This is a genomic window from Pseudomonas sp. R1-18 (assembly GCF_051132095.1).
Lineage (GTDB): Bacteria > Pseudomonadota > Gammaproteobacteria > Pseudomonadales > Pseudomonadaceae > Aquipseudomonas.
The window spans coordinates 911,428-934,983 of sequence record NZ_CP071658.1 but is presented as its reverse complement, the minus strand read 5'-3'; the positions used below and the strand labels follow the sequence as shown (position 1 = coordinate 934,983).

The window sequence follows — 23,556 nt, the reverse complement described above, 5'->3', positions numbered from 1 at the left end:
GTTTAGAAAGTAAGCCCCTGGTTGAGCTGCATGATGGGCAACAGCACGGCCAGCACGATGAACAGCACAACGCCGCCCATCACCAGAATCATCAGCGGTTCGAACAGCGCCATGAGCGTGTCCACCTGGCGGGCGAAGCCGCGCTCCTGGTTGTCGGCGACGCGTTCGAGCATGTCGGGCAAGGTGCCGCTGGCCTCGCCGCTGGCAACCATGTTGAGCAGCAGCGGCGGAAAATGACCGGCACCGGTCAGCGCGCGATGCAGGCTGACCCCGCCTTCGACCTGATCTCGCACCGTTTGCAGGGCGCCATGAATCTCGCGGTTGCCGACCGTCGCGGTCGCAACCTGCAAGGCTTCGAGCAGCGGCACGCCACTGCCCACCAGAATTGCCAGGCTGCGGGCCAGCCGCGCGCTCTCCAGCACTGTCAGCAAGGCGCCGACTTTCGGCAGGCGCAGCAACTTGCGGTCGCGGCGCAAACGCCAGAGTGGTTTGCGCAGTAGCCAGGTCGCGGCGAACCCGCCCAGCACCGCCAGACCCAGCAGCCACGGCCCGACCAGCACCAACCCTTCGCTGATGCCGATAAGCAGACGGGTAATCAGCGGCAAGGCCTGACCGCTGTGGTTGAACTGCTCGGTGAGCTTGGGAACGACGAACGTCATCAGACCAACCACCACCAGCAGCGAGACGAGCATCAGCACCGCTGGATAAATCATCGCGGTGCGCGCCTTGTGCCGCTGGCGCTGGACCTGTTCAAGATGCTCGGCGAGACGTTCCAGCACCGGGGCCAGTTTTCCGGAGCGTTCGCCCGCCTCCACCAGCGCGCAATACAGCCCGTTGAACAGCCCGCCCTGACGCCGCAGGCTCTGCGCCAGGCTGTGACCCTCGTCCAGCGCGCCGCGCACAGCCACCAACAGATTGCGAATCGCCGCTTCGGCAAGTTGCCGCTCAAGCGTCGACAGCGCGTCGACCAAGGGGATGCCGGCGCTTAACAAGGTCGCCAGCTGGCGCGTCAGTTCGCACAGTTGAGCGTGGCTCAGGCGCTGTCCGCGCGGGCTGCGCGAGGCGGCATCCTGAAGTTGCAGATCGCGCGCGAACAGCCCCTGTTCACGTAGCAGTTGCCGGGCATGGCGTTCGTTTTCCGCCTGCAGGCTGGCCTTGCGGGTACGGCCTGCCGGGTCGAGCGCCTGGTAGCGATAAGTCGGCATTGATCAGCCCCGAACCGCGCGCAGCACTTCCGCCAGGCTGGTTTCGCCGCGGCGCAGACATTCGGTGGCCATCGCCGCGAGGCTCTGGCGCTTGTCAGCGAGGTAGTCGTGCATGGCAACCTCGCTGGCCCCGTCGTAGAGCAGCGCGATCAGCCCGGCATCCAGCTCGATGAATTCATACAGCCCCATCCGCCCGTCGTAACCACTGCCCTGGCAGGTTTCGCAGCCTTGAGGATGAAAGCTTTCGCTCAACCCGGCGAGCTCTGGCCACAAAGCGCGCTCGGCGTCCTGCAAAGGTTTTGGCCGGGCACAGCCACAAAGACGCCGCACCAGCCGCTGGGCCATGACGCCCTTGAGGCTGGAGGCGATCAGAAACGGTTCGATGCCCATATCACGCAGGCGGGTCACTGCGCCTACCGCGCTGTTGGTGTGCAGAGTCGAGAGTACGAGGTGCCCGGTGAGGCTGGCCTGCACGGCAATTTGCGCGGTCTCGCGATCACGGATTTCGCCGAGCATGATGACGTCCGGGTCCTGGCGCAAAATGGCCCGCAGGCCGCTGGCGAAGGTCATGCCGGCACGCGGGTTGATCGCGGTCTGGCCAATACCGGTGATGGCGTATTCCACCGGGTCTTCGACAGTGAGAATGTTGCACGAGCCGTCGTTCAGGCTGTTGAGACTGGCATAAAGCGTGGTGGTCTTGCCCGAGCCAGTCGGGCCGGTGCTCAACACAATACCGTTGGGCCGCAGCAGGCAGGCGCGAAGACCCTGCTCAACTTCCGCCGGCATGCCGAGATTGCTCAGATCGAGCAGGCTGGCCTGCTTGTCCAGCACCCGCATGACCACGCGCTCACCGTAAATGCCGGGCAGCGTCGAGACCCGGATGTCTACTTCCCGCCCGGCGGAACGCAGGGTGATCCGTCCGTCCTGGGGCTGACGCTTCTCGGCGATATCCAGCCGCGCCATGACCTTGATGCGTGAGACGAGCATGGTCGAAAGCGCGCGTGGTGGTCGCAACACTTCGCGCAGATGGCCGTCGACGCGCAGGCGGATCACCAGACTGGCCTCGAAGGTTTCCACATGAATATCTGACGCGCGCAGGCGCAAGGCCTCGGCGAACAGGCCGTTGATGAGGCGGATCACCGGTGCATCGTTGTCGTTCTCCAACAGGTCTTCGACCTTGGGCAGCTCGCTCATCAGGCTGTCCAGGTCGACGTGATCGCCGATGCCTTCGATCAGCGCCGCAGTGGCGGACTCGCCTGCCTGATAGAGCGAACCCAGCCGCGTGTCGTATTCCTGAGCGCAGACGTGCTCCACCGCGTTCGGCAGGCCGTGTACGCGCAGCACTTCCTGCAGCGTGTCGGTGTCCGCGTCGGGCCGCAGCCACAGTTGCCAGCCGGATTCGCCTGGTACCCTGGCGACACCGGCCTGACGGGCAAGCCGGTAAGGCAGCAAGCCACTCACCATATGCCCTGCCCCATGCGTTCGCGGCTGGCCGGGAACAGTTGCAGCAATGTGTCGCCCTGCTCCGCCCCCGGCAGCGCCAGTGAAGTGCTGGCCTTGAGGTTGCGGTATTTCTCGCTGCTGAGCTGAGCCAGGGTTTGCCCGTCGCGCACGATACGCGGCCGGATGAACACCATCAGGTTCTGCTTGACCCGCTGCGTCGCATCCGAGCGGAACAGCCGGCCCAGAAACGGGACGTCACCCAGAAACGGCACGCGCTGATCGGTCGAGGTGGTCTCGTCACCGATCAGGCCGCCGAGCACCACCAGGCCATTGTCTTCGACCATGACCTTGGTCTTGATCTCGCGCTTGTTGGTGATCACGTCACTGGCGGTGGCGCTGTCGGCAATCGAGGAGACTTCCTGGACGATGTCCAGACGCACCGTGTTGTCGATGTTGATCTGCGGTTTGATGCGCAGCTTGACGCCGACTTCCTTACGTTCGATGGTCTGGTACGGGTTGGTGTTGTCCTGGGTGACCGAGCCGGTCACGAACGGCACTTCCTGGCCGACCAGAATCGACGCTTCTGCGTTGTCCAGGGTCAACAGCGTCGGCGTCGACAGCAGATTGAAACCGCTCTGGCTCTTGAGCGCGTTGAGCAGCGCCAGAAAATTCAGCCCGCCGCCACTGAGGTTGCCGACGCCTGCGGTCACGCCCTGAACGCCGGACAACAACTGACCGAGACCGGTGGTGTTGCCGGCCTGGGCCAACGCCGCCACGCTGGTGATGCTCGGGGCATTATTGCCGCTGAAATTGATTGCGCCACCGCCGATACTGTCGCCCTGGAACAACCACTGCACGCCCAGCTCCTGGGCGCGAGTATCGGATACCTCGGCGATGATCGCCTCGACCACCACTTGCGCACGGCGGATGTCCAACTGCTCGACAATACTGCGATAGGCGCTCAGCTCGCTGTCCGGGCCGACCATCACTACCGCGTTGGTGCCTTCTTCGTACTCCATGCGAATGCCGCTGGTGCTCACCGGCACAGCTTTTTCGCCTTCCTGCCCCGCAGCTGTCGGCACTGCGCTGTCCTGGCTCAGACCACGCAGCACCTTGACCACTTCGGCGGCGTTGGCGTGGCGCAGGTAAATCACCACGGTGTTGGCGTTCTGTTGCGGATCGCGCGGCGTATCGAGCTGCTTGAGCAGCGCCCGCACCCGCTCGCGGCTGTCAGCGCTACCGCGCACCAGCAAGGCATTGCTGCGAGGGTCCGCCACCACCTGCGCGCTGTCGGCGCCCTGCTCGCGCGCCAGCAGCCGAGTGACCAGCAAGGCAGTGTCATTGGCGTTGGCGTTCTTCAGCGACAGAACTTCCAGCGGCTCCTGGCTGACTTGATCGAGCTGCACCAACAGGCTGTCGATACGATCCAGATTGCTGCGCCAGTCGGTAATCACCAAGAGGTTGGCCGACGGATACGGCGTGATGACGCCCACTCGCGGGTCGATCAGCGGCTTGAGGATATTGAGCATCTGTTCGCTGGCCGCATTGCGCACGTTGAACACGCGTGTGGCCATGCCGTCATTGACCGGGCCGATCGGCCGCGCGTTTTCCACCGGAACCGGCTCCAGGCGCGCAGCCTGATCCGGAACGATCTTCACGCTGCCGTTGGGCAGATCGACGGCGGCGAAACCCTGGGCACGCAGTTGCGAGAGAAAAATGGCGTAGATTTCTTCGCTGCCGAGCATCTCTGTACTGCGAACGGTCACCTTGCCTTTCACCCGCGGGTCGATGATGAAGGTGGTATGGGTAATGCGCGACACGCTGTCGATGAACTCGCTGAGTTCGGTGTCCACGAAATTGACTTCGTAGACCGGTTCTTCTTCGGCACCCGCATGGCTGACGGCCAGGGCGCACAGCAGAACAGCGAGGCGCAAAGGTTGCTTGAGGCGATAGAAAGTCATGCTTATCCCTGTTGCTTGAAGCCGAACGACGGACGTTGCGCAGGCCATGGCAAACGCTCGCGCTTGCCGTTGTTGTCGAACACCAGACCCAGCTCATCGATGTCCTGCAGAAGAATGCCGGGGGCCAGCCGCTGGCCGCGGGCCAGGGTGCGTTGGCGCTGCTCGTAACGCAGCACCACCACCGTTGCGCTCACCTGGCGAGCCTTGAACCCGCCCAGATATTCCACGGGCAGCGTGGTCAGCGGCAGCTCGTTGCTGATGATCGGCCCGGCCTGCCAGTGGCCGACCAGCATGCGTGGCGCCGGTGCCGTGGGCATGCCGGCTGAGGCCAGCGGCGCGGAGCCACGCCAGACCTGCAATACGCATTGCGCCGCCAGCCAACCGGCGAGCGCGACCAGAATCACATGGCTGGCGCCGACAACACGGTTCAACTGGCGATCTCGCGCGGGTGCCAGCCGGGATGGCCTTGCACATAGCGCATTTGCGGCAGTTGCAACGCGGCGATTCGCCAGTTCGCAGGCTGCTCGCGCAGCCATGCTTCGAGGTGCTGCCAGAGCGGCTGCCCGGCCTGGGCGTCGAAGCCCAGACCGAAAGTACGGCACTGGCCGGCAGGTTCGCCCACGCCACTGACCCGTTTGCCGCCCGCGCTGTAAGTGACCTGCCAGGCCTGGCCCAGCCAGCGCGGCAAGTCCTGGCTGTTGTCCAGCAACAACGGTTCGCCGAACATCTGCTCGGCGGCGTTTTCCAGTACACGCGGCACCTGGCGAGCGGGCACGTCGACCACCGGAGCCGGGTAACTGGCGGTCAGGCTGATCAGGTGGTCACGGGTGATGGACTGCCCTTCGTCAAGCGGGCTGTCGTAGCGCAAGCCCGGCAGCAACACGGCACTGTCGTGTTTTTCCGCCAGCGCCATATGCAGCAGCCGGTCCCAGCTGCCGCCACGCACATCCCGCCGCCAGAGGTTTTCCGGTGCGCGCGCCAGCGGTTGGTCGAGCCAGCCGGCATGCGCGACGCGTTGCTGTCGGGCCAGCTGGCGAATGCGCTGGGCCTCTATGTGATCTTCTGCGCTCAGCGCGTTGTCGAGCGCCGGGTGGAAACGCGCTGTGAACTCCCACTGCCCGCCTGCCTGCCGGCAGCGGATACGAAACGCGCCACTGGCGCGAGTGCCGCCCAACACCACCGGCACCCGCTTGCCGGAAGGCTGCGTGACCTCGACAGGTTGCGGCCACAGATCCTGACCACGCGCGCACAACACCAGGTCGACCTGAGGCAGGCGTTCCGCCATCCAGAAGCCCGGGCCGGTGCCCACGTCAGCCAGCGCAATGACCAGATCGGCATCGGCGCGGGCCTTGTCGAGCAGCGGTTGAAGACTGTCGTTCCACTGTTTAAGGGAAGCTTGCTGATCGCGGGCATAAGGATCGGTGACGCCCACAACCGCGATGCGGATTCCGCCGCGCTTGAAGAACGCAACGCTTTCGGTGCCCAGGCGCTGAGCGACATCGGCAGCCAGACCAGCGCCGAGCACCGGATGAGCGAATTGTCGATAGAGCCCGGCGCACTGTTGCGGCCAGAGCAAGCGTTCATCGCTGCTGACGCGTACTTCGGTGCCCAGCAAAGCGCTGCCCTGCACGCCGGACTGGCCATGGGTAAGGTAAGCCAGACCGCTGCCGTTCCAGCACTGGCCATTCTCAAGAGTGAGACTGTTGCCCTCGCCCGCTTCGCGACGGAAGCGTTGCAGCAGCGCGCCCAGCACCGGATAACCGCCAGTCTGCAGGTTCTGGCTGAGGCTGGTATCCAGCAGGCCATTGAGCTGTGCCTGATCGGGCGTCGCTACGCGTGCGTTGGCGCCACTGATCCAGGGCGCCTGGCCGATGCGGGTCGCAGGTCCCAGACGCGTCGCCGGAACCACAGGCTTGCCAGGCTGGCGTGCATCGAGCGTATCGGCCACATACAACAGGTCGACCTGCCCGGTACTGGCGGAAGCGCCCAGTCCCTGAAGGCTGGAACAGCCTGACAGCAGCGGTGCCAAGGCTCCGACCGTCATCCATCCCAACACATCGCGCCGCGCCATTGAAGCCATCTTGCACATCCTGAGGCTGATTCTTGTCAGGGGCGGCATATTGGAGATTGCAAATGACAGTTTGATGGCAGTTTTTTAACGGCGACATACATCGGCGCAAGGTAACAATTTGATACATGTGGATCAGTTCTGAGACAACTTCTTAATAAAACTGCCAAAGAATCATCACACTCGGCTTCTACAGTCCCGGTTCCTTTCAAACCAACTTCATAAAAAGGGCCTGATGCATGAGTCGAAATACTGGCGATAACCAGAACCGCAACCTCAGCACCAACGAACCGATGGCTTCCGTGCTGGACACGTATCTGAGCCGTCGCAGCGTGGTGCGTGGCGGTCTCGGTGCTGCGATTGCCATGATTGCGGGAACCGGCCTGACCGGCTGTTTCGACAGCGGCGGCGGCAGCGATAATGACTCGCCCTCGACGCCGACGCCGACACCAACGCCAGAGCCGGCGAAACTGAAACTGGGTTTCAACTCGATTCCAGGCTCACGCACCGATGCCGTGTCGATCGCCGCCGGTTACACCGCTTATGTACTCGCCCCGTGGGGCACTCGCTTGAGCGGCGCCACCGAACAGTGGAAAAGCGACGGCACCAACAGCTCGGCTGATCAGGCCAATGCCATGGGCATGCACCATGACGGCATGCACTACTTCCCTATCAACGGCAGCTCGACAGACGGCCTGATCGCAATCAACTTCGAATACATCGATCAGGACGCGCTGCACCCTGCCGGCGCAACGACTGTTGCCGGCAAACGTCCGGTGGAGGAAGTGCGCAAGGAAATCAACGCCCATGGCGCGGGTGTCGTGCGCGTGCGCAAGTCCGGCGACCGCTGGCAGGTCGTGGAAAACGATCCGCTGAACCGCCGCTTCACCACGGCTTCGGTCATGGATCTGTCGGGGCCGCTCAAAGGCACCGATCACGTCAAGACCCGCTTCTCGGTGGGCGGCACGCAGACCCGCGGCACCAACAACAACTGCGGCAACGGCTATACGCCTTGGGGCACCTACCTGACCTGTGAAGAAAACTGGCCAGGGATTTTCGTTAACAAGGGCGTGCGCCCGGCGGACCAGGTTCGCATCGGCGTGGGCACTTCGGCGGGCAACTACCGTTGGGAAACCGCTGCTGGCGACGCCTCGGAAGTGAACGATGAGTTCACCCGCTTCAACGTCACTCCGACCGGCGCCACCGCGACCGACGACTACCGCAACGAAGCCAGCACCTATGGCTACATCGTCGAGATCGACCCGTACAACGCCAACACGCTGCCAGTCAAACGCACCGCACTCGGGCGCTTCCGTCACGAGGGCTGCTGGCCGGGCCTGACCACGGTCGGCAAGCCGGTCGTGTTCTACATGGGTGACGACTCGCAGAACGAATACCTCTACAAATTCGTCTCCACCGCACTGTGGGAAGCCGCCGACGCCAACCCGAGTGATCGTCTGGCCACCGGCGCCAAGTACATGGACAGCGGCAAGCTTTATGTCGCGCGCTTCAACGCCGATGGCAGCGGTACCTGGCTGTTGCTTGACGTGATCACCCCGACCACCGACGGCAGCACGCTGGGCGCCAAATTCACCGACCTGCCCGGCATCATCCTCAACACCCGCGGTGCCGCAGACGCAGTCGGCGCAACGCCGATGGACCGTCCGGAATGGACCGCCGTCAACCCGCTCAATGGCGACGTCTACCTGACGCTGACCAACAACACCAGCCGCACCACGGCCAACGCCGCCAACCCGCGGGTGCCCAACAAGCACGGCCATATCATCCGCTGGCATGATGCGGACAATCAGGTGTCGTTCACCTGGGACATCTTCGTGTTCGGCGCCAACGCCGCAGGCAGCCCGGACGTCAACCGCTCCGGCCTGACCGAACTCAACCAGTTCGCCAGCCCTGACGGCATGACCTTCGACAGCCGCGGCATCCTCTGGGTCCAGACTGACAACGGTGAGTCGACGATCACCAGCTATACCAACGACCAGATGCTCGCCGTGATCCCGACCAACCTGGTGGACGCTTCCGGCAAGCAAATTCCGGTCAACGCTCAGAACCAGTCGGACCTGCGCCGCTTCTTCGTCGGCCCGAACGGCTCCGAGGTGACCGGCATCACCTTCACTCCGGATAACAAGACGATGTTCGTCAACATCCAGCATCCGGAGAACTGGCCGTCCACCGACGTAGCGACCGACGTCACCTCAGGCACTGTCCGTCCACGGGCATCGACCGTGGTCATCCAGCGCGCCGATGGTGGCGAACTGGGCGTTTGATTCGTCGGTAGCATTGTCTCGCCAGCAAGCTGGCTCCCACAGTTAACCCTGTAGGAGTCAGCTTGCTGGCGATCTGGCGCGTAGCGGCAGTAAACTCCCGTTCCCGCATCACCCTTTCCACACCAGCGCTTGGCTCATTTTGCTGCCGCTACGCGCCAGATCGTCGGGTAGCCGCCCAGACCAAGGTCGCACCTACACCGCTGCGATCCTTTTACATCCCCACCTGCCGTTCGCGTACCACCATCTCCTGCGCCGGCACCCGGCTGTGCCATTTCACGACGCCCTGCGCTTCTACCCGGTACTGGCTGCGAAACATCTGCCCATCCAGTTCGGTCTCCAGCTGCACCAGGAAATGATCGCCATTGAGCAACAGGCCTTCAGTCAGCTGCGCGAACAGCTCGTCTTCCATGGCCCCCATCGCCTGACGCAGCTCGCTGGCGTCCTTGTAGCCACCTGGCGGTCGTCCGCTGATCAATCGCGTCAGCTGCGCTCGGCCGATTTCACCTTCATACAACGCTTCAAGCAAAGGCAATTCGTCGAGATTCAGCGCGTTGGCATTGAGCCGCCAGCCGTCGGTTTCCGGCAGCGCGCATAACTGGCGCAGACGCAGTTCGCGCTGGCTGTTGGCCGGTAGCAGCAGGTTCAGCTCGCTGGTATCGACCATCCGCTGGTTCGCCGCCAGACGCGGCGGGGTCAGGCGCAGGTACTCGTTGTTTTCCGCACCTTGCTGCCGGCTCTGCTGGTCGCTGTCCAGCCAGTCATTCAGCGTCTGGGTCAGACGCTCCGCAGCCATGTCGTCGCCCAGCAGATGGACCAGTTGCCGTTGCGCCCGCTCCGCGTCCGGGCCGATCAGGCTGTTGACGTTGAAACAGCGATGCAGATCGACGATGCGGATGCTCGACTTGCCGCCGGCGAAATCGTAGCTCAGCGGCTGACCACGCAATGCTTGCCAGAACAATGGACTGGCCCGCCAGACCGGGTCCTTGAGCGCCTGTTCGGCAAAGGCCAGTGCCGCCTTTTCGATAGCTCTGGCCTGCACCCGTTGTTGCACGATCTGCACGCTGGCGACTTCATTACGTCCCTGCTCGACCATCCAGGCCAGCCCGCCCGCGAGCATTGCAAGCGCCACCAGCACCATTAGCAGCGCGGCACCTCGTTGCTGCCTTTTCTTCATTTTCCTGCCCATCCATTCAACCGATGAGCCAGTCAACACGGCCAATGTTTCAGGTAAGTGGCAGCCTCATGAAAACCCCATAAAACCGTCACCGCGCCGTCATAAAGGCTCGGCAGAATGCCTGCTCGCATTTCAAATCAATGACCTGGAGAACCTTCATGGGCGGAATCGGAATCTGGCAGTTGGTGATCGTGCTGCTAATCGTTTTCATGCTGTTCGGCACCAAACGCCTCAAAGGCCTGGGCGCGGACGTTGGCGAAGCGATCAAGGGCTTCCGCAATTCGGTGGGCGGCGACGAAGCCAAGCAGCAGGACGCACCGAAGCCTTATCTGAACGACAACGCGCAGGCGCCTGTACAAACGGACAGCAAGCACTGATGTTCGAGATAGGTTTCACCGAACTGATGTTGGTGGGCGTGATCGCACTGCTGGTGCTCGGCCCTGAACGCCTGCCCAAGGCAGCCGCTACCGCCGGACGCTGGATGGGTCAGGCCAAACGGACCATGAGCGGCATCAAGGCGCAGCTCGAGCGGGAAATGGACACCGAACAGTTGCGCCAGGAGCTGGAGCGCCAGCCGCTGCTGCAACTTGAGCAGGAACTGCGCGAAGGCATTCGTCTTGAGCCGACGCCGAGCGTGACCGCCCAGACCGTCAGCGGGCAGACCGGACCATGAACCTGATCGAACACCAGGCCCCGCAAATGCTGGTAGGCCATCTGCGTCAGGTGCGTACGCGCCTGCTGCGCTGCATCCTCGCCATCGCCGTGCTGTTCGCGGCCTTGTTCCCCTTTGCCCAGCAGCTGTATACCTTCATTTCCGCGCCGCTTCGGGCGTTTCTGCCCGTAGGCGCGAGCATGATTGCGACCAGCGTGACCTCGCCGCTCATGGCGCCGTTCAAGCTGACGCTGATGACGGCGCTGTTCATCGCCATGCCGCTGCTGCTGCATCAGATCTGGGGCCTGATCGCTCCTGCGGTCTACCGCACGGAACGGCGGGTCGCGATCTCGCTGCTGATTGCCAGCGTGGTGCTTTTCTACGCCGGTATGGCCTTCGCCTTCTTTCTGGTGTTCCCAATGATGTTCGGGTTCTTCGCCAGCGTGACGCCGGACGGCGTCGAGATGATGACCGATATTGGTCTGTATCTGGACTTCATCCTTGCGCTGTTTCTGGCATTCGGGCTGGCATTCGAGATACCGGTTGCGACCTTCCTGGTGGTCTGGGCCGGCGTGACCGACGTGGAAACATTGAGCAAGAGCCGCCCTTACGTGATCGTCGGCTGCTTTGTGGTCGGCATGCTGCTGACACCGCCAGACGTCTTCTCCCAGACGATGCTCGCCGTGCCGATGTGGATGCTGTTCGAAGTCGGCCTGCTGGCCAGCCGCGCGATCATCAAGCGCAGGGAAGCCGGTATTTCCGACGCGGCTTGAAGCTGATAAACCGAAGGGGCCAACTGTCTTTCATCACTTTGCCGCGCAGCGGCAGCAGGCGACTGTTCTTGGGCCAAGGTCAGGCTCAAGACAGTGGGAGGCAGCTTGCTGGCGACAGCGCCAGTTCGACCCACACATCTTCCTTGCCTGATCAAACGCTATCGCCAGCAAGCTGGCTCCTTGTATGTTGGCCAAACACCCAATGAGAGCAACTAAGCTCATCGGTGTTGTCCCAAAGATGTGTTTCTGGGGGAGGCCGACTGCTCCTGAAGGCAGGATTTGCTCCTGACCTTGTCTGTAGAGAGGCTCCCCCGCCTCATTGCCCACCACGAAGAGTATCGAGAAGCCGACAAGTCGGACTTCGCATTACAAGGTTGCAGCGGCATGAAGTTCGAGGTCAGGGGAACCAGGAGCCATCTTCACCCAGTTTCTTCGGAGTGGAAAGCATGAGTGTTCACGTCGGATTGGATGTCGGTTCTCGTAGCACTGTGATGGTTTGGCGTGACAAGGGCCGCGCAGCCGGTCCGTGGGATATCGCTCAAACGCCCAAGGGCCGCAAAGCGGCGGTGAAAAAGCTGATAGCGCTAAAACCGCTGTCTGTCGTTATGGAAGCCACCGGTATTTATTACCTGGATCTGGCTCTGGAGTTGAACGCGGCTGGGTTGCCGGTCTCGGTGATCAACCCGAAAAGCTCTCGCAATTTTGCAAGGCTGATGCTTCAGCACAGTAAAACGGACGCCATCGATGCCCAACTGCTAGCCGAGTATGGCGAACGCATGACGCCTCGCCTGTGGATCCCGCCAAGCCCCGCGCAGCTTGAGCTGCGCGCCATTGGACGCCACATCAACCGGTTGAACGGCCACTGCACCCGGGCCAAGAATGAGCTGCACGCCCTGCGGGCGACTGGAACCACTTCAGCGCTGCTGATCGAGGACGAGGAAGAGGCTATTGCGATGTTTGGCAAGCGCATTGAGCGGTTCAGGCAAGCCGGGCAAGCAATCATCGCCAGTTGTCCGATATTGCAGAGCCAGTTCGATCACATGGTGGCTGCGCCGGGAATGGGCGACGTTTCGACCTTTGCAGTGCTGGCAGAACTGGCGACGCTGCCAGTCACACTCAAAGCCCCGCAGGTGAGTCGTTATGCGGGGTTGGACGTGAGACTGAACCAGTCCGGAACGAGCATCGACAAACCGGGGCGTCTGAGCAAGGCCGGCAATGCCTACCTGCGTTCGGCGATGTTTATGCCGGCAATGTCAGCGATTCGCTGCGACTCGAATGTGAAGGCTTTTTACGAAGGGTTGATCGCACGTGGGAAGCGGAAAATGCAGGCCATCTGCGCGGTTATGCGCAAATACCTGACAGGCTTGTGGGCTTGCATCCGCATAGGAGAAGATTTCGACACGGCCAAGCTTTTCAGCGAAAAGCACCTGCTGAAAGCTTGACCGGGAACAGAGTATCTACAGGTACTGCGCGCTCTTGCACGACATAAAAAAAGCCGCCCTGAGGCGGCCTTTAAAGTGCAAAAGGAAAGAGAGTAGAGCTAGCTCACACGGCCGCGACAGGGCGCATGTAAGAAATAGGTGCGGTGCTGGCATCCTCGAAGGTCACGACTTCCCAAGCGTCTTTCTGCGCGATCAACGTGCGCAGCAGGCGATTGTTCAGGGCATGACCGGACTTGAACCCGCGGAACTCACCAATCAGGCTATTGCCCAGCAGGTAGAGGTCACCGATGGCATCCAGGATTTTATGTTTGACGAATTCGTCTTCGTAACGCAGACCGTCTTCGTTCAGAACGCCGTCCTTGTCGACCACGATGGCGTTTTCCACGCTGCCGCCGAGTGCGAGGTTGTGCTTGCGCAGGTACTCGATGTCACTCATGAACCCGAAAGTACGGGCACGGCTGACTTCCTTCACGAAGGAAGTGCTGGAAAAGTCCACGCTTGCACTCTGGGTGCGGTCACGGAAGACGGGGTGATCGAAGTCGATCTCGAAACTGACCTTGAATCCTTCGAAAGGCACGAAAGTGGCGCGTTTACCGCCCTCTTCCACTGACACTTCACGCAGGATACGGATGAATTGCTTCGGCGCGTCCTGTTCTTCCAGGCCTGCCGATTGAATCAGGAATACGAAGGGGCCTGCGCTACCATCCATGATCGGAACTTCGGAGGCAGAGAGCTCGACGTAGGCGTTATCGATGCCAAGGCCAGCCATGGCCGAAAGCAGGTGTTCTACCGTATCGACCTTGACGTCGCCATTGACCAGAGTGGTCGACAGCGTGGTGTCTCCGACGTTTTCCGCACGTGCAGGAATCTGCACGACAGGGTCGAGGTCAGCTCGGCAGAACACAATGCCGGTATTCACAGGCGCAGGTTTGAGAGTCAGATAAACCTTCTCCCCGGAATGCAGGCCTACACCTGTGGCACGGATAATATTTTTCAGGGTGCGTTGTTTAATCATGGCATGGCCGCTTCAGCGCAAGTTGCGAACTGGTATCAACAAAGGCTGGCGATGATAGCAGACCACGCCTTTGCTGAACACCAATCACCCTAATACCCCTGATACATTCCATCAATCGGCCTGACGACGCAGGAAAGCCGGGATGTCCAGGTAGTCCAGGTCATCGTTAGGGTTCATCTTGGCTGCCGCAGTAGCACCGGCATGAGCCTGATTGCGCATTACGGTCGGACGATCCAGGTCACGGTAGTTGACCGAAGGAGCTTCCTGACGCGCAGCCTGTTGGGCCGGAGCCTGCTGGGCGGCGGTTTGCAGCGTGTTGTCGATGACCTTGACCGGCTTCTCGATTTTCGCGCCAAGACCGGTGGCAACTACAGTCACGTGCAGCTCGTCACGCATATCGGGATCGATAACGGTGCCGACCTTGACCATGGCGTGCTCGGATGCGAAGGCTTCGATAATGCTGCCCACATCCGAGTATTCGCCCAGAGACAAATCCGGACCGGCGGTGATGTTTACCAGGATGCCGCGCGCGCCCTGCAGGTTGACGTCTTCGAGCAGCGGGTTGCGGATTGCGGCTTCAGTCGCTTCACGCGCACGGTTAGGACCGCTGGCGAAGCCGGTACCCATCATTGCCATGCCCATTTCGCTCATGACAGTGCGCACGTCAGCGAAGTCGACGTTGATCATGCCCGGACGCTTGATGATGTCGGAAATACCGCGAACGGCACCGGCCAGTACATCGTCAGCCTTGGCGAATGCCGACAGCAGGCTGGCGTCTTTGCCCAGGATGGTCAGCAGCTTCTCGTTGGGAATAGTGATCAACGAGTCGACGCTTTCGGACAGCATGCGGATGCCTTCATCGGCGATCTGCATACGCTTGCGGCCTTCGAACGGGAACGGACGGGTCACGACCGCAACGGTCAGAATCCCCAGTTCCTTGGCCACTTCGGCAATGATCGGCGCTGCACCGGTACCGGTACCGCCGCCCATGCCCGTGGTAATGAACACCATGTTGGTGCCCTGCAGAACTTCCGCGATGCGCTCGCGATCTTCCAGAGCAGCCTGACGACCGACTTCAGGGTTGGCGCCGGCGCCGAGGCCTTTGGTTACGCCGGTACCCAGTTGCAGGATGGTACGCGCACCGATGTTTTTCAGTGCCTGAGCATCGGTATTCGCGCAGATGAATTCCACGCCCTCGATGTTGCTCTTGACCATATGATTGACAGCGTTACCGCCACCACCACCCACACCGATGACTTTGATTACCGGGCTTTGCGGGACGTTGTCTACGAGTTCGAACATTTTCTCTCTCCTTCCGCTCTCTAGTTTGTTTGTGCCTACTGCCGCTACCGCTTTGAAGCATTGAATCTCTTAGAAATTGCCCTGGACCCAACGCTTGATACGCTCAAGCACAGGAGCCTTGGGTTCGTCGCCGTAACTGCTGATGCCGGGGCCGGAAAGCGAGATGCCGTCCGACTGTTTCTGCAGCCCGTAGAGCAACAGGCCTACGCCTGTCGAATAGATCGGGTTGCGCGTGACATCCGCGAGTCCTTTGACGCTATGCGGCACGCCGAGGCGTACCGGCATGTGGAAGATCTCTTCGGCCAGCTCGACCGCACCTTCCATTTTCGAGGTACCACCGGTCAGCACGATGCCGGCCGGGATAAGGTCTTCATAACCGCTGCGACGCAGTTCGGCCTGGATCAGAGTGAACAGCTCGTCGTAACGAGGCTCCACCACTTCGGCCAGGGCCTGACGCGACAGCTCGCGAGGCGGGCGATCGCCCACGCTCGGTACCTTGATGGTTTCGCCGGCGCCGGCCAGCTTGGCCAGAGCGCAGGCATAACGAATCTTGATTTCTTCGGCGTACTGAGTCGGCGTGCGCAGGGCCATCGCGATATCGTTGGTGACCTGGTCGCCGGCGATCGGGATTACCGCGGTGTGGCGAATCGCGCCTTCGGTGAAGATTGCGATGTCGGTGGTACCGCCGCCGATGTCCACCAGGCACACGCCCAGTTCTTTCTCGTCGTCGGTCAGGACCGCGTAGGCCGAAGCCAGTTGCTCAAGAATGATGTCGTCGACTTCCAGACCGCAGCGACGCACGCACTTCTCGATGTTCTGGGCGGCGTTGACCGCGCAGGTCACGACATGAACCTTGGCTTCCAGACGTACGCCGGACATGCCCAGAGGTTCGCGAACGCCTTCCTGGTTATCGATCACGTAATCCTGAGGCAGGGTGTGCAGGACACGCTGGTCAGCAGGGATGGCAACGGCCTGAGCCGCGTCGAGTACGCGCTCCAGATCCGCGGAGCTCACTTCACGGTCACGAATCGCCACGATGCCGTGCGAGTTGAGGCTGCGGATGTGATTGCCGGCAACACCGACGAACGCCGAGTGAATGCGGCAGCCGGCCATCAGCTGCGCTTCTTCCACTGCGCGCTGGATCGACTGGACGGTCGACTCGATATTCACCACCACGCCCTTCTTCAGGCCGCGGGACGGATGAGTACCGATACCGACGATTTCCAGCGAGCCATCAGCCGCGACTTCGCCTACCAGCGCCACCACCTTGGAGGTACCGATATCCAGGCCGACGATCATTTTGCCGCTTTGCACATTTGCCATGGTCCTGCCTCTTATCAATTCTTCGCGACGGCGGGTTTGTCCGTCGTCGGCGTTACCTGCTCACGCCAGCCGACCGCGAGGCCGTTGGCGTAGCGCAGGTCGACGCGCGCAATATTCGTAATTTGTTCTTTCAAGGTCTTGTCGTAGATCGCGATAAAGCGGCGCATTTTTTCCACAAGATGATCGCGTCCCAGCAACAACTCGATGCCCGGTCCGGCACTGCCGGCTCCAGTGGTCAGAAACCAGCTGCCTCGCTCACGCAGTTCCAGGCGCACGATGGAGAAGCCCATGGGCCGCAACATCTGGCTCAAGACCTGGTACTGCTGCATGACCTGCTGTTGCGCCCGCTGCGGGCCGAACAGCTGCGGCAGGTGTTCATAATTCGACAGTTCGCGCGGCGTGAACGCCTGGCCCTGGTTGTTCAGCAACGACTCGTCACCCCAGCGGGCCACCGGCAATTGCTCTTCAAGACGGATGACCACCTGATCGGGCCAGACGCGACGCACTTCGGCGTGGGCGATCCATGGCATCTGCTCAAGCTCGGTGCGCATGCCCGCCAGGTCAATCTTGAAAAAGCTCGACGCGACGTACGGAGCAATCCGCTGCTGCACTGCCTGCTGGCTGATGTAACTCAGATCGCCCTGGACGTTGATTTTGGTGATCGGCCGGTCCGCATACGGCATCAGGCGCTGCGCGCCTTCATAGGTAGCGAAGCCCAGGACGATTAGCATCACTGGCCAGAACAGACGCTTCAGGAAACTGAATTTCGGTTTAGGCAGGCGCGCCGACAGCGGCTCCTTGGCCACCATTCGACTCGCGCCACGCGGCACCGGCTTGCGGCCGGGAGCGGGTGGCTGATGACGTGCCGACGCGCCGTGCATGCCTTAACCTCGCGCCTGAACGCTGTCGGCCAGAATCGCCAACACCAGTTGCTGAAAATCCAGTCCCGCGGCGCGTGCCGCCATCGGAACCAGGCTGTGGTCGGTCATGCCAGGCACAGTATTGACTTCAAGCAGCCAGAACTTGCCCTGAGCGTCCTGCATGACGTCCGTGCGCGCCCAGCCGCTGACGCCGATGGCTTCGCAGGCGCGAGCGGTAAGCTGTTTGAGCTCCTGTTCACGAGCGTCGTCCAGCCCGCACGGAATCCGGTACTGAGTGTCGGAAGCCAGGTACTTGGCGTCGTAGTCGTAGAAACTGTGTGGAGTGCCCAGGCCGATGGGCGGCAGAATCTGGTCGCGCAGGCAGGCAATCGTAAACTCCGGACCTTCGATCCATTGTTCGACCAACACTTGCGAATCGTAGGTACTGGCGGCTTTCCAGGCGTCGAGCAGCTGTTCGACGCTAGTCACCTTGGCCATACCGATACTTGAACCTTCATGGGCCGGTTTGACGATCAAAGGAAAGCCCAGTTCCGTCGCGGCACAAATACAGTCGGATTCATTGGCGAGCACAGCATGCAATGGCGTCGGCAGGCCGAGGCTCTGCCAGACCTGCTTGGTGCGCAGTTTGTCCATTGCCAGCGCCGAAGCCAGTACGCCGCTGCCGGTGTAGGGGATTTCCAGGCACTCCAGCAGGCCCTGCATGGTGCCGTCTTCGCCACCTCGACCGTGCAGCACGATGAATGCACGGTCGATCTTTTCGCTGACCAGACGCTGCAGGAAGTCATCGCCCACGTCGATACCGAACGCCTCGACACCCGCAGACTGCAATGCGTCGAGCACTGCCTGACCGGATTTGAGCGACACCTCCCGCTCGGCGCTCTTGCCGCCGAAGAGCACGGCGACGCGGCCGAAGCTTTTCGGCTCAAGGGTCGAGCGCAGGGAGGATTGCAGGACGGCTGTCATTTCAGCTTCCCTTCGGTTGAGGCGACCGTGGCACCGGCAAACAATGCGCTTCTGAGCAACTGCGGAGCGAGGCCGCCGATATCGCCGGCGCCCTGGCAAAGCAGGATGTCGCCTGCGCGCAGCAGCGGCTTGACCAGTGGCGCGAGCTCGACGCCGCGCTCGATGTAGATCGGGTCCAACTGTCCACGCTGGCGGATGCTGTGGCACAGGTTGCGGCTGTCCGCCCCAGGAATTGGCTCTTCGCCGGCCGGGTAGACTTCCATCAGCAACAGCACGTTGGCGTCGGCCAGTACCTGCACGAAGTCGTCGTACAGATCGCGGGTGCGACTGAAGCGGTGCGGCTGGTAAACCATCACCAGACGACGCTCAGGCCAGCCGCCACGCACGGCATTGATTACCGCGGCGACTTCACGCGGGTGATGGCCGTAGTCGTCGACCAGCATGACGTTGCCGCCTTCGACCGGCAGCTCGCCATAGACCTGGAAACGTCGACCGACGCCCTGGAAGCCCGACAGGCCCTGAACGATGGCTTCGTCACTGACGCCTTCGTCGGTGGCGATGGCGATGGTCGCCAGCGAGTTGAGCACGTTGTGGTTGCCCGGCATGTTCACCGACACATCCAGCGGCTCGCGGTCGCGACGCAGCACGGTGAAGAAGGTCAGCATGCCGTCCTGACGAACGTTGATCGCGCGGACGTCTGCGCCTTCGCTGAACCCGTAAGTCAGCGTCGGGCGTTTGACCTGTGGCAGGATTTCACGCACTACCGGATCGTCGATGCACATGACCGCAAGACCGTAGAACGGAAGGTTATGCAGGAATTCGACGAAGGTTTTCTTCAGCTTGTTGAAGTCCCCTTCGTAGGTCGCCATGTGGTCGGCATCGATGTTGGTCACGACTGCAACCAGCGGCTGCAAATGCAGGAAACTGGCGTCGCTTTCATCAGCCTCGGCGATCAGATAGCGGCTGGTGCCCAGCTGCGCGTTGGTGCCGGCGGCATTCAGACGGCCACCGATCACGAAGGTCGGGTCCAGACCACCGGCAGCGAACACCGAAGCGATCAGGCTGGTGGTGGTGGTCTTGCCGTGGGTACCCGCGACGGCGATGCCATGACGGTAGCGCATCAGCTCGGCCAGCATTTCGGCGCGCGGCACTACCGGGATGCGACGCTCAAGCGCGGTCGCGACTTCCGGGTTGGAAGTGTTCACGGCGCTGGATACCACCAGCACGTCGGCACCGGCTGTGTTCTCGGCGCGGTGGCCTATGAAAATCTGCGCACCGAAGGATTCGAGCCGCTCGGTGACCGGCGAATTCTTCAGGTCCGAACCCGATACCTCATAGCCCAGATTGAGCAACACCTCGGCGATGCCGCACATACCCACGCCGCCGATACCGACGAAGTGAATACGACGGATACGGCGCATTTCCGGTTGTGGCATGGCGCGTTGATTCTCAACCATTGGCCACCTCCACACAGACGTCGACCACGGTGTTGGTTGCATCGGGTTTGGCCAGGCGGCGTGCGGTGGTAGCCATGCGGCTCAGTAATTCAGGTTGCATCAAAACCTCTTTCAGACGCTCCGCCATTTGGGCTGCGCCGGTTGTCGCTTGCGGCATGACGAAGGCAGCGCCTTCGCGGGCCAGATAGTCAGCGTTGCGAGACTGGTGGTCGTCGATCGCGTGTGGCAGCGGGATCAACAACGACGGCAGGCCTGCGGCCGCCAGTTCGCTGATGGTCAACGCGCCGGCACGGCATACCACCATGTCGGCCCAGCCATAGGCCTGCGCCATGTTCTGGATAAAAGGCGCGACTTGCGCCTCTACGCCTGCATTGCGATAACGCTCGGCGGTAATCTGATCGTGCTGTTTGCCCGCCTGATGGAAGACTTCCGGGCGGATCTGTTCAGGCAATTGCGCGAGGGCATCCGGGAGCAGTTTGTTCAACGGCTCGGCACCCAGACTTCCACCCAATACCAGCAGACGAGCCTTGCGACCGGCCAAAGCCTGACGCGGTGTTTCAAGAAACAGTTCTGTGCGTACCGGATTGCCGGTGGTGCGGCGCTTGTCCGACACCGCGAACGTGTCAGGGAACGCCTCGCAAACGCGGCTGGCGAACGACGCCAGGCTGCGATTGGCGGTTCCGGCAACGGCATTCTGTTCGTGGATGATCAACGGCACGCCGGCCAGCTTCGCGGCCAGACCACCCGGACCGGTCACATAGCCACCGAAACCCACGACACACACCGGTTTGAGTTCACGGACGACGCGACGCGCCTGCTGCAGTGCCTTTATCAACATGAGCGGCGCCTTGAACAACGACAGCTTGCTCTTTCCGCGCAGGCCTGTGGCGTCGATCAGATGCAAGGTCAGCCCGGCTTGCGGTACGAGTTCGTTTTCGATCCCGCGCGGGGTGCCCAGCCAATGGACCTTGTAGCCACGCGCCTGGAACTCGCGAGCACAAGCCAGCGCCGGGAACACGTGCCCCCCGGTTCCACCGGCCATGATCAGCACATTAGCGTCCATGGGGCGTCTCCTCGGCGAAGTCGCTTTCCTTGAACTCGGCTTCCTCGCTGCCCATGTTGTTGCGCGATTCCCACTCGATCCGCAGCAACAGCCCGAGGCTGGCGCAGCAGATCACCAGCGAGCTGCCACCGTAACTCAGGAACGGCAGGGTCAGGCCCTTGGTCGGCAGCAGGCCGACGTTCACGCCGATGTTGATCAGGAACTGGCCGATCCACAGAAACGAAAGACCGTACGCCACGTAAGCACCGAAGAACTGCTTGGCTCGTTCCGCCCACAGGCCGATGTACATGCCGCGGATACTGACGAACAGGAACAGGCCGACAGTCAGCAGCGAACCGATCACGCCCAGCTCTTCGGCGAGTACCGAGAACACGAAGTCGGTGTGCGCTTCGGGCAGATAGAATTGCTTTTGCACGCTGTTACCCAGACCGACGCCAAACCACTCCCCGCGCCCGAAGGCGATCAGGGCCTGAGTCAGCTGGTAGCCGGAACCGAACTGGTCAGCCCAGGGGTCGGTGAAGTTGGTCAGACGCGCCATCCGGTATGGCTGGGCTTGAACCAGCACCACTACCGACGCCACGGCCAGCACGACCATCATCGAAAAACGGAACAGGCCGACGCCGCCCAGAAACAGCATCGCGGCAGCCGAGCCCATCATTACTACCGTGGCGCCGAAGTCGGGCTCCATCAGCAGCAGCCCCGCCATCGGCAGCAGCACGATGAAGGGCTTGAAGAAGCCCATCCAGCTTTCCCGGACTTCCTGCTGGCGGCGAATCAGATAGCCTGCCAGAAAGATCACCACGAACACCTTGGCGATTTCCGACGGCTGCACGTTGAATGCACCGAAGCCGATCCAGCGCATGGAACCGTTGACCTCGCGGCCAATGCCAGGGACCAGCACCATCAACAACAGACCGAACGCGCCGAGCAGCATCAGCCAGCCCAGACGCTGCCAGGTGGCGACCGGAACCATCATCGTCACGCCGCAGGCGCCCAGCCCGATCAGCAGATAGATCAGGTGGCGGGTCATCATGTACAGCGTGTTGCCCGACTGGACGGCGGCCACTTCCGAGGATGCCGAAGTAATCATCACCAGGCCCAGGCCCAGCAATGCGAGGCAACCGGCGAGCATCGGGAAATCGAGGTCGATGCCTCGTCCGCTGATCAATGGCGACGGATAAGGCTTGATCACACCGAAGATCATGACAAGCGCTCCACTGCCTGCGCGAACAAGTGCCCGCGCTCTTCATAATTCTTGAACATATCGAGGCTGGCGCAGGCCGGTGACAGTAATACTGCATCGCCCGCCTCGGCCAGTTCGGCGCTGCGCTGTACGGCTTCTTCAAGCGTCGCGACATGCAGAAGCGGCACCGTGTCCTGCAGCACGTTAGCGATGGCCTGGGCATCCCGACCCAGCAATACGACGGCACGGCAGTGCTGCGCGACGGCTGCGCGCAGGCCGCTGAAGTCGGCGCCCTTGCCGTCACCGCCGGCGATCAGCACCAGCTTGCCGGCGGTATCCGCGCCAAGACCTTCGATGGCGGCCAGTGCCGCCCCCACGTTGGTAGCCTTGGAATCGTTGTAGTAATGAACGCCGGCGCGCTCGCGCAGCCACTGGCAGCGGTGCTCCAGGCCGGTGAACTCACGCAGGCTGGCGAGCATGGCATCGAACGGCAAGCCGACCGCGTGGCCCAGCGCCAGAGCAGCAAGGGCGTTGGCCTGGTTATGCGCGCCACGCACTTTCAGTTCGCGCACCGGCATCAGGGTCTCGAACTGGAACGCCAGATACTTCTCGCCGTTCTCTTCGCGCAGCCCGAAGCCGTGAAAGTCAGGCGTGTTCAAACCGAACGTCCAGCAAGGCATGCCTTCGCCAAGCAGCGGGCGAGACAGCGCGTCCTGCCGATTGACGACAACCTGTCGGGCGCCACGGAAGATGCGGTGCTTGGCGAGGTGATACGCCGGCAGCCCGCTGTAGCGGTCCATGTGGTCTTCGCTGACGTTCAGCACGGTGGCCACTTCAGCGTTGAGCTGGTCGATGGTTTCGAGCTGGAAGCTGGAAAGCTCCAGTACGTACAGTTCGACGTCATCATCAAGCAGTTCAAGTGCCGGCTTCCCGAGATTACCGCCAACGGCCACGCGCTTGCCGGCTGCCGCAGCCATTTCGCCGACCAGCGTGGTGACGGTGCTTTTCGCATTGGAACCGGTAATCGCAACGATTGGCGCCTTCGCGTAACGCGCGAACAGATCAACGTCGCCGGACATCCTGACGCCGCGCGCATGCGCCTGCTGCAAGGCAGGTGTTGCCAGCGCCAGACCCGGACTTACGTAGAGCTCGTCGGCGCGGCATAGGAATTCCACGTCCAGCTCGCCACAACGCACTTCCACCTGCGGATAGTCACGACGCAAGGTCGCCAGCTCCGGTGGATTCTCCCGCGTATCGGCCACGGCAAACGACACGCCCCGGTTCGCCAGGAAGCGAACCAGAGACATGCCGCTTTTGCCAAGACCGACGACAATACGGAAGCGGTCGGAAACGATCAGGGACACTC

20 protein-coding genes are annotated in these 23,556 nt (G+C 61.9%); 5 read left to right on the top strand and 15 right to left on the bottom strand.

All coding sequences use genetic code 11. The annotated features are described in order from the left end of the window. Positions 1-2: 2 nt before the first annotated feature. Genes gspF through J3P77_RS04335 form a run of 5 tightly spaced genes read right to left on the bottom strand, consistent with a single transcriptional unit; the run spans position 3 to position 6,689 of the window. The gene (gspF, locus tag J3P77_RS04355; protein WP_434679865.1) at positions 3-1,205 is read right to left on the bottom strand and encodes a type II secretion system inner membrane protein GspF; all 1,203 of its coding nucleotides are present in this window, start codon (positions 1,203-1,205) and stop codon (positions 3-5) included. A 3-nt stretch (positions 1,206-1,208) separates the two neighbouring features. Further along, entirely contained in the window at positions 1,209-2,657 is a 1,449-nt protein-coding gene (locus tag J3P77_RS04350) for a GspE/PulE family protein (RefSeq protein WP_434681883.1), read from the bottom strand. A gap of 5 nt (positions 2,658-2,662) precedes the next feature. Continuing rightward, on the bottom strand, positions 2,663-4,609 hold the full coding sequence (gspD, locus tag J3P77_RS04345; RefSeq protein ID WP_434679864.1) for a type II secretion system secretin GspD: 1,947 nt from the start codon (positions 4,607-4,609) through the stop codon (positions 2,663-2,665). A gap of 2 nt (positions 4,610-4,611) precedes the next feature. Continuing rightward, positions 4,612-5,040 carry a pilus assembly protein PilZ gene (locus tag J3P77_RS04340; RefSeq protein ID WP_434679863.1) on the bottom strand — a complete coding sequence of 143 codons (429 nt, stop codon included), beginning with the start codon at positions 5,038-5,040 and terminating at the stop codon, positions 4,612-4,614. Then, positions 5,037-6,689: a lipoprotein UxpA gene (locus tag J3P77_RS04335; protein WP_434679862.1), complete on the bottom strand. Its 1,653-nt coding sequence runs from the start codon at positions 6,687-6,689 to the stop codon at positions 5,037-5,039. Before J3P77_RS04335 ends, J3P77_RS04340 begins: the two co-directional genes overlap by 4 nt. 227 nt (positions 6,690-6,916) lie before the next feature. Between J3P77_RS04335 and J3P77_RS04330 the strand changes: the two genes are divergently transcribed. Then, positions 6,917-8,962 carry a PhoX family protein gene (locus J3P77_RS04330; protein WP_434679860.1) on the top strand — a complete coding sequence of 682 codons (2,046 nt, stop codon included), beginning with the start codon at positions 6,917-6,919 and terminating at the stop codon, positions 8,960-8,962. A 211-nt stretch (positions 8,963-9,173) separates the two neighbouring features. Here J3P77_RS04330 and gspK read toward each other — a convergent pair whose 3' ends face one another. Next, positions 9,174-10,136, bottom strand: coding sequence for a type II secretion system minor pseudopilin GspK (gspK, locus tag J3P77_RS04325; RefSeq protein ID WP_434679859.1), 963 nt, complete (start codon positions 10,134-10,136; stop codon positions 9,174-9,176). A 158-nt stretch (positions 10,137-10,294) separates the two neighbouring features. On the opposite strand from gspK, the gene tatA reads away from it, so the two are divergent. The 4 genes from tatA to J3P77_RS04305 all read left to right on the top strand — a co-directional run bounded on the left by tatA (position 10,295) and on the right by J3P77_RS04305 (position 13,003). Next, positions 10,295-10,513 (top strand): twin-arginine translocase TatA/TatE family subunit, encoded by a 219-nt coding sequence (gene tatA / locus J3P77_RS04320; protein WP_434679858.1) that lies wholly within the window; start codon positions 10,295-10,297, stop codon positions 10,511-10,513. Then, complete coding sequence (gene tatB / locus J3P77_RS04315; protein WP_434679856.1) at positions 10,513-10,809, top strand: Sec-independent protein translocase protein TatB; 297 nt, start codon at positions 10,513-10,515, stop codon at positions 10,807-10,809. The genes tatA and tatB overlap by 1 nt, the downstream gene beginning before the upstream one ends. Beyond that, positions 10,806-11,561 (top strand): twin-arginine translocase subunit TatC, encoded by a 756-nt coding sequence (tatC, locus tag J3P77_RS04310; RefSeq protein WP_434679855.1) that lies wholly within the window; start codon positions 10,806-10,808, stop codon positions 11,559-11,561. Before tatB ends, tatC begins: the two co-directional genes overlap by 4 nt. A 446-nt stretch (positions 11,562-12,007) precedes the next feature. Further along, the gene (locus tag J3P77_RS04305; RefSeq protein ID WP_434677566.1) at positions 12,008-13,003 is read left to right on the top strand and encodes an IS110 family transposase; all 996 of its coding nucleotides are present in this window, start codon (positions 12,008-12,010) and stop codon (positions 13,001-13,003) included. A gap of 103 nt (positions 13,004-13,106) precedes the next feature. Here J3P77_RS04305 and lpxC read toward each other — a convergent pair whose 3' ends face one another. From lpxC to murD, 9 genes are all read right to left on the bottom strand, one after another. After that, complete coding sequence (lpxC, locus tag J3P77_RS04300; RefSeq protein WP_434679854.1) at positions 13,107-14,018, bottom strand: UDP-3-O-acyl-N-acetylglucosamine deacetylase; 912 nt, start codon at positions 14,016-14,018, stop codon at positions 13,107-13,109. A gap of 111 nt (positions 14,019-14,129) precedes the next feature. Continuing rightward, positions 14,130-15,320: a cell division protein FtsZ gene (gene ftsZ / locus J3P77_RS04295; protein ID WP_434679852.1), complete on the bottom strand. Its 1,191-nt coding sequence runs from the start codon at positions 15,318-15,320 to the stop codon at positions 14,130-14,132. Positions 15,321-15,389: 69 nt separating this feature from the next. Then, entirely contained in the window at positions 15,390-16,643 is a 1,254-nt protein-coding gene (gene ftsA, locus J3P77_RS04290) for a cell division protein FtsA (protein WP_434679851.1), read from the bottom strand. A gap of 14 nt (positions 16,644-16,657) precedes the next feature. Next, positions 16,658-17,524 carry a cell division protein FtsQ/DivIB gene (locus J3P77_RS04285; RefSeq protein WP_434679850.1) on the bottom strand — a complete coding sequence of 289 codons (867 nt, stop codon included), beginning with the start codon at positions 17,522-17,524 and terminating at the stop codon, positions 16,658-16,660. A 3-nt stretch (positions 17,525-17,527) separates the two neighbouring features. After that, positions 17,528-18,487 carry a D-alanine--D-alanine ligase gene (locus J3P77_RS04280; protein ID WP_434679849.1) on the bottom strand — a complete coding sequence of 320 codons (960 nt, stop codon included), beginning with the start codon at positions 18,485-18,487 and terminating at the stop codon, positions 17,528-17,530. Next, positions 18,484-19,944, bottom strand: a complete 1,461-nt coding sequence (gene murC, locus J3P77_RS04275) for a UDP-N-acetylmuramate--L-alanine ligase (RefSeq protein ID WP_434679848.1) — start codon at positions 19,942-19,944, stop codon at positions 18,484-18,486. The genes J3P77_RS04280 and murC overlap by 4 nt, the downstream gene beginning before the upstream one ends. Beyond that, positions 19,937-21,007, bottom strand: a complete 1,071-nt coding sequence (murG, locus tag J3P77_RS04270) for an undecaprenyldiphospho-muramoylpentapeptide beta-N-acetylglucosaminyltransferase (protein WP_434679847.1) — start codon at positions 21,005-21,007, stop codon at positions 19,937-19,939. Before murG ends, murC begins: the two co-directional genes overlap by 8 nt. Next, a complete protein-coding gene (gene ftsW / locus J3P77_RS04265) occupies positions 20,997-22,211 on the bottom strand; it encodes a putative lipid II flippase FtsW (protein ID WP_434679846.1) in 1,215 nt (404 codons plus the stop codon). Before ftsW ends, murG begins: the two co-directional genes overlap by 11 nt. After that, positions 22,208-23,554: a UDP-N-acetylmuramoyl-L-alanine--D-glutamate ligase gene (gene murD / locus J3P77_RS04260; protein WP_434679845.1), complete on the bottom strand. Its 1,347-nt coding sequence runs from the start codon at positions 23,552-23,554 to the stop codon at positions 22,208-22,210. The genes ftsW and murD overlap by 4 nt, the downstream gene beginning before the upstream one ends. Positions 23,555-23,556 lie beyond the last annotated feature (2 nt).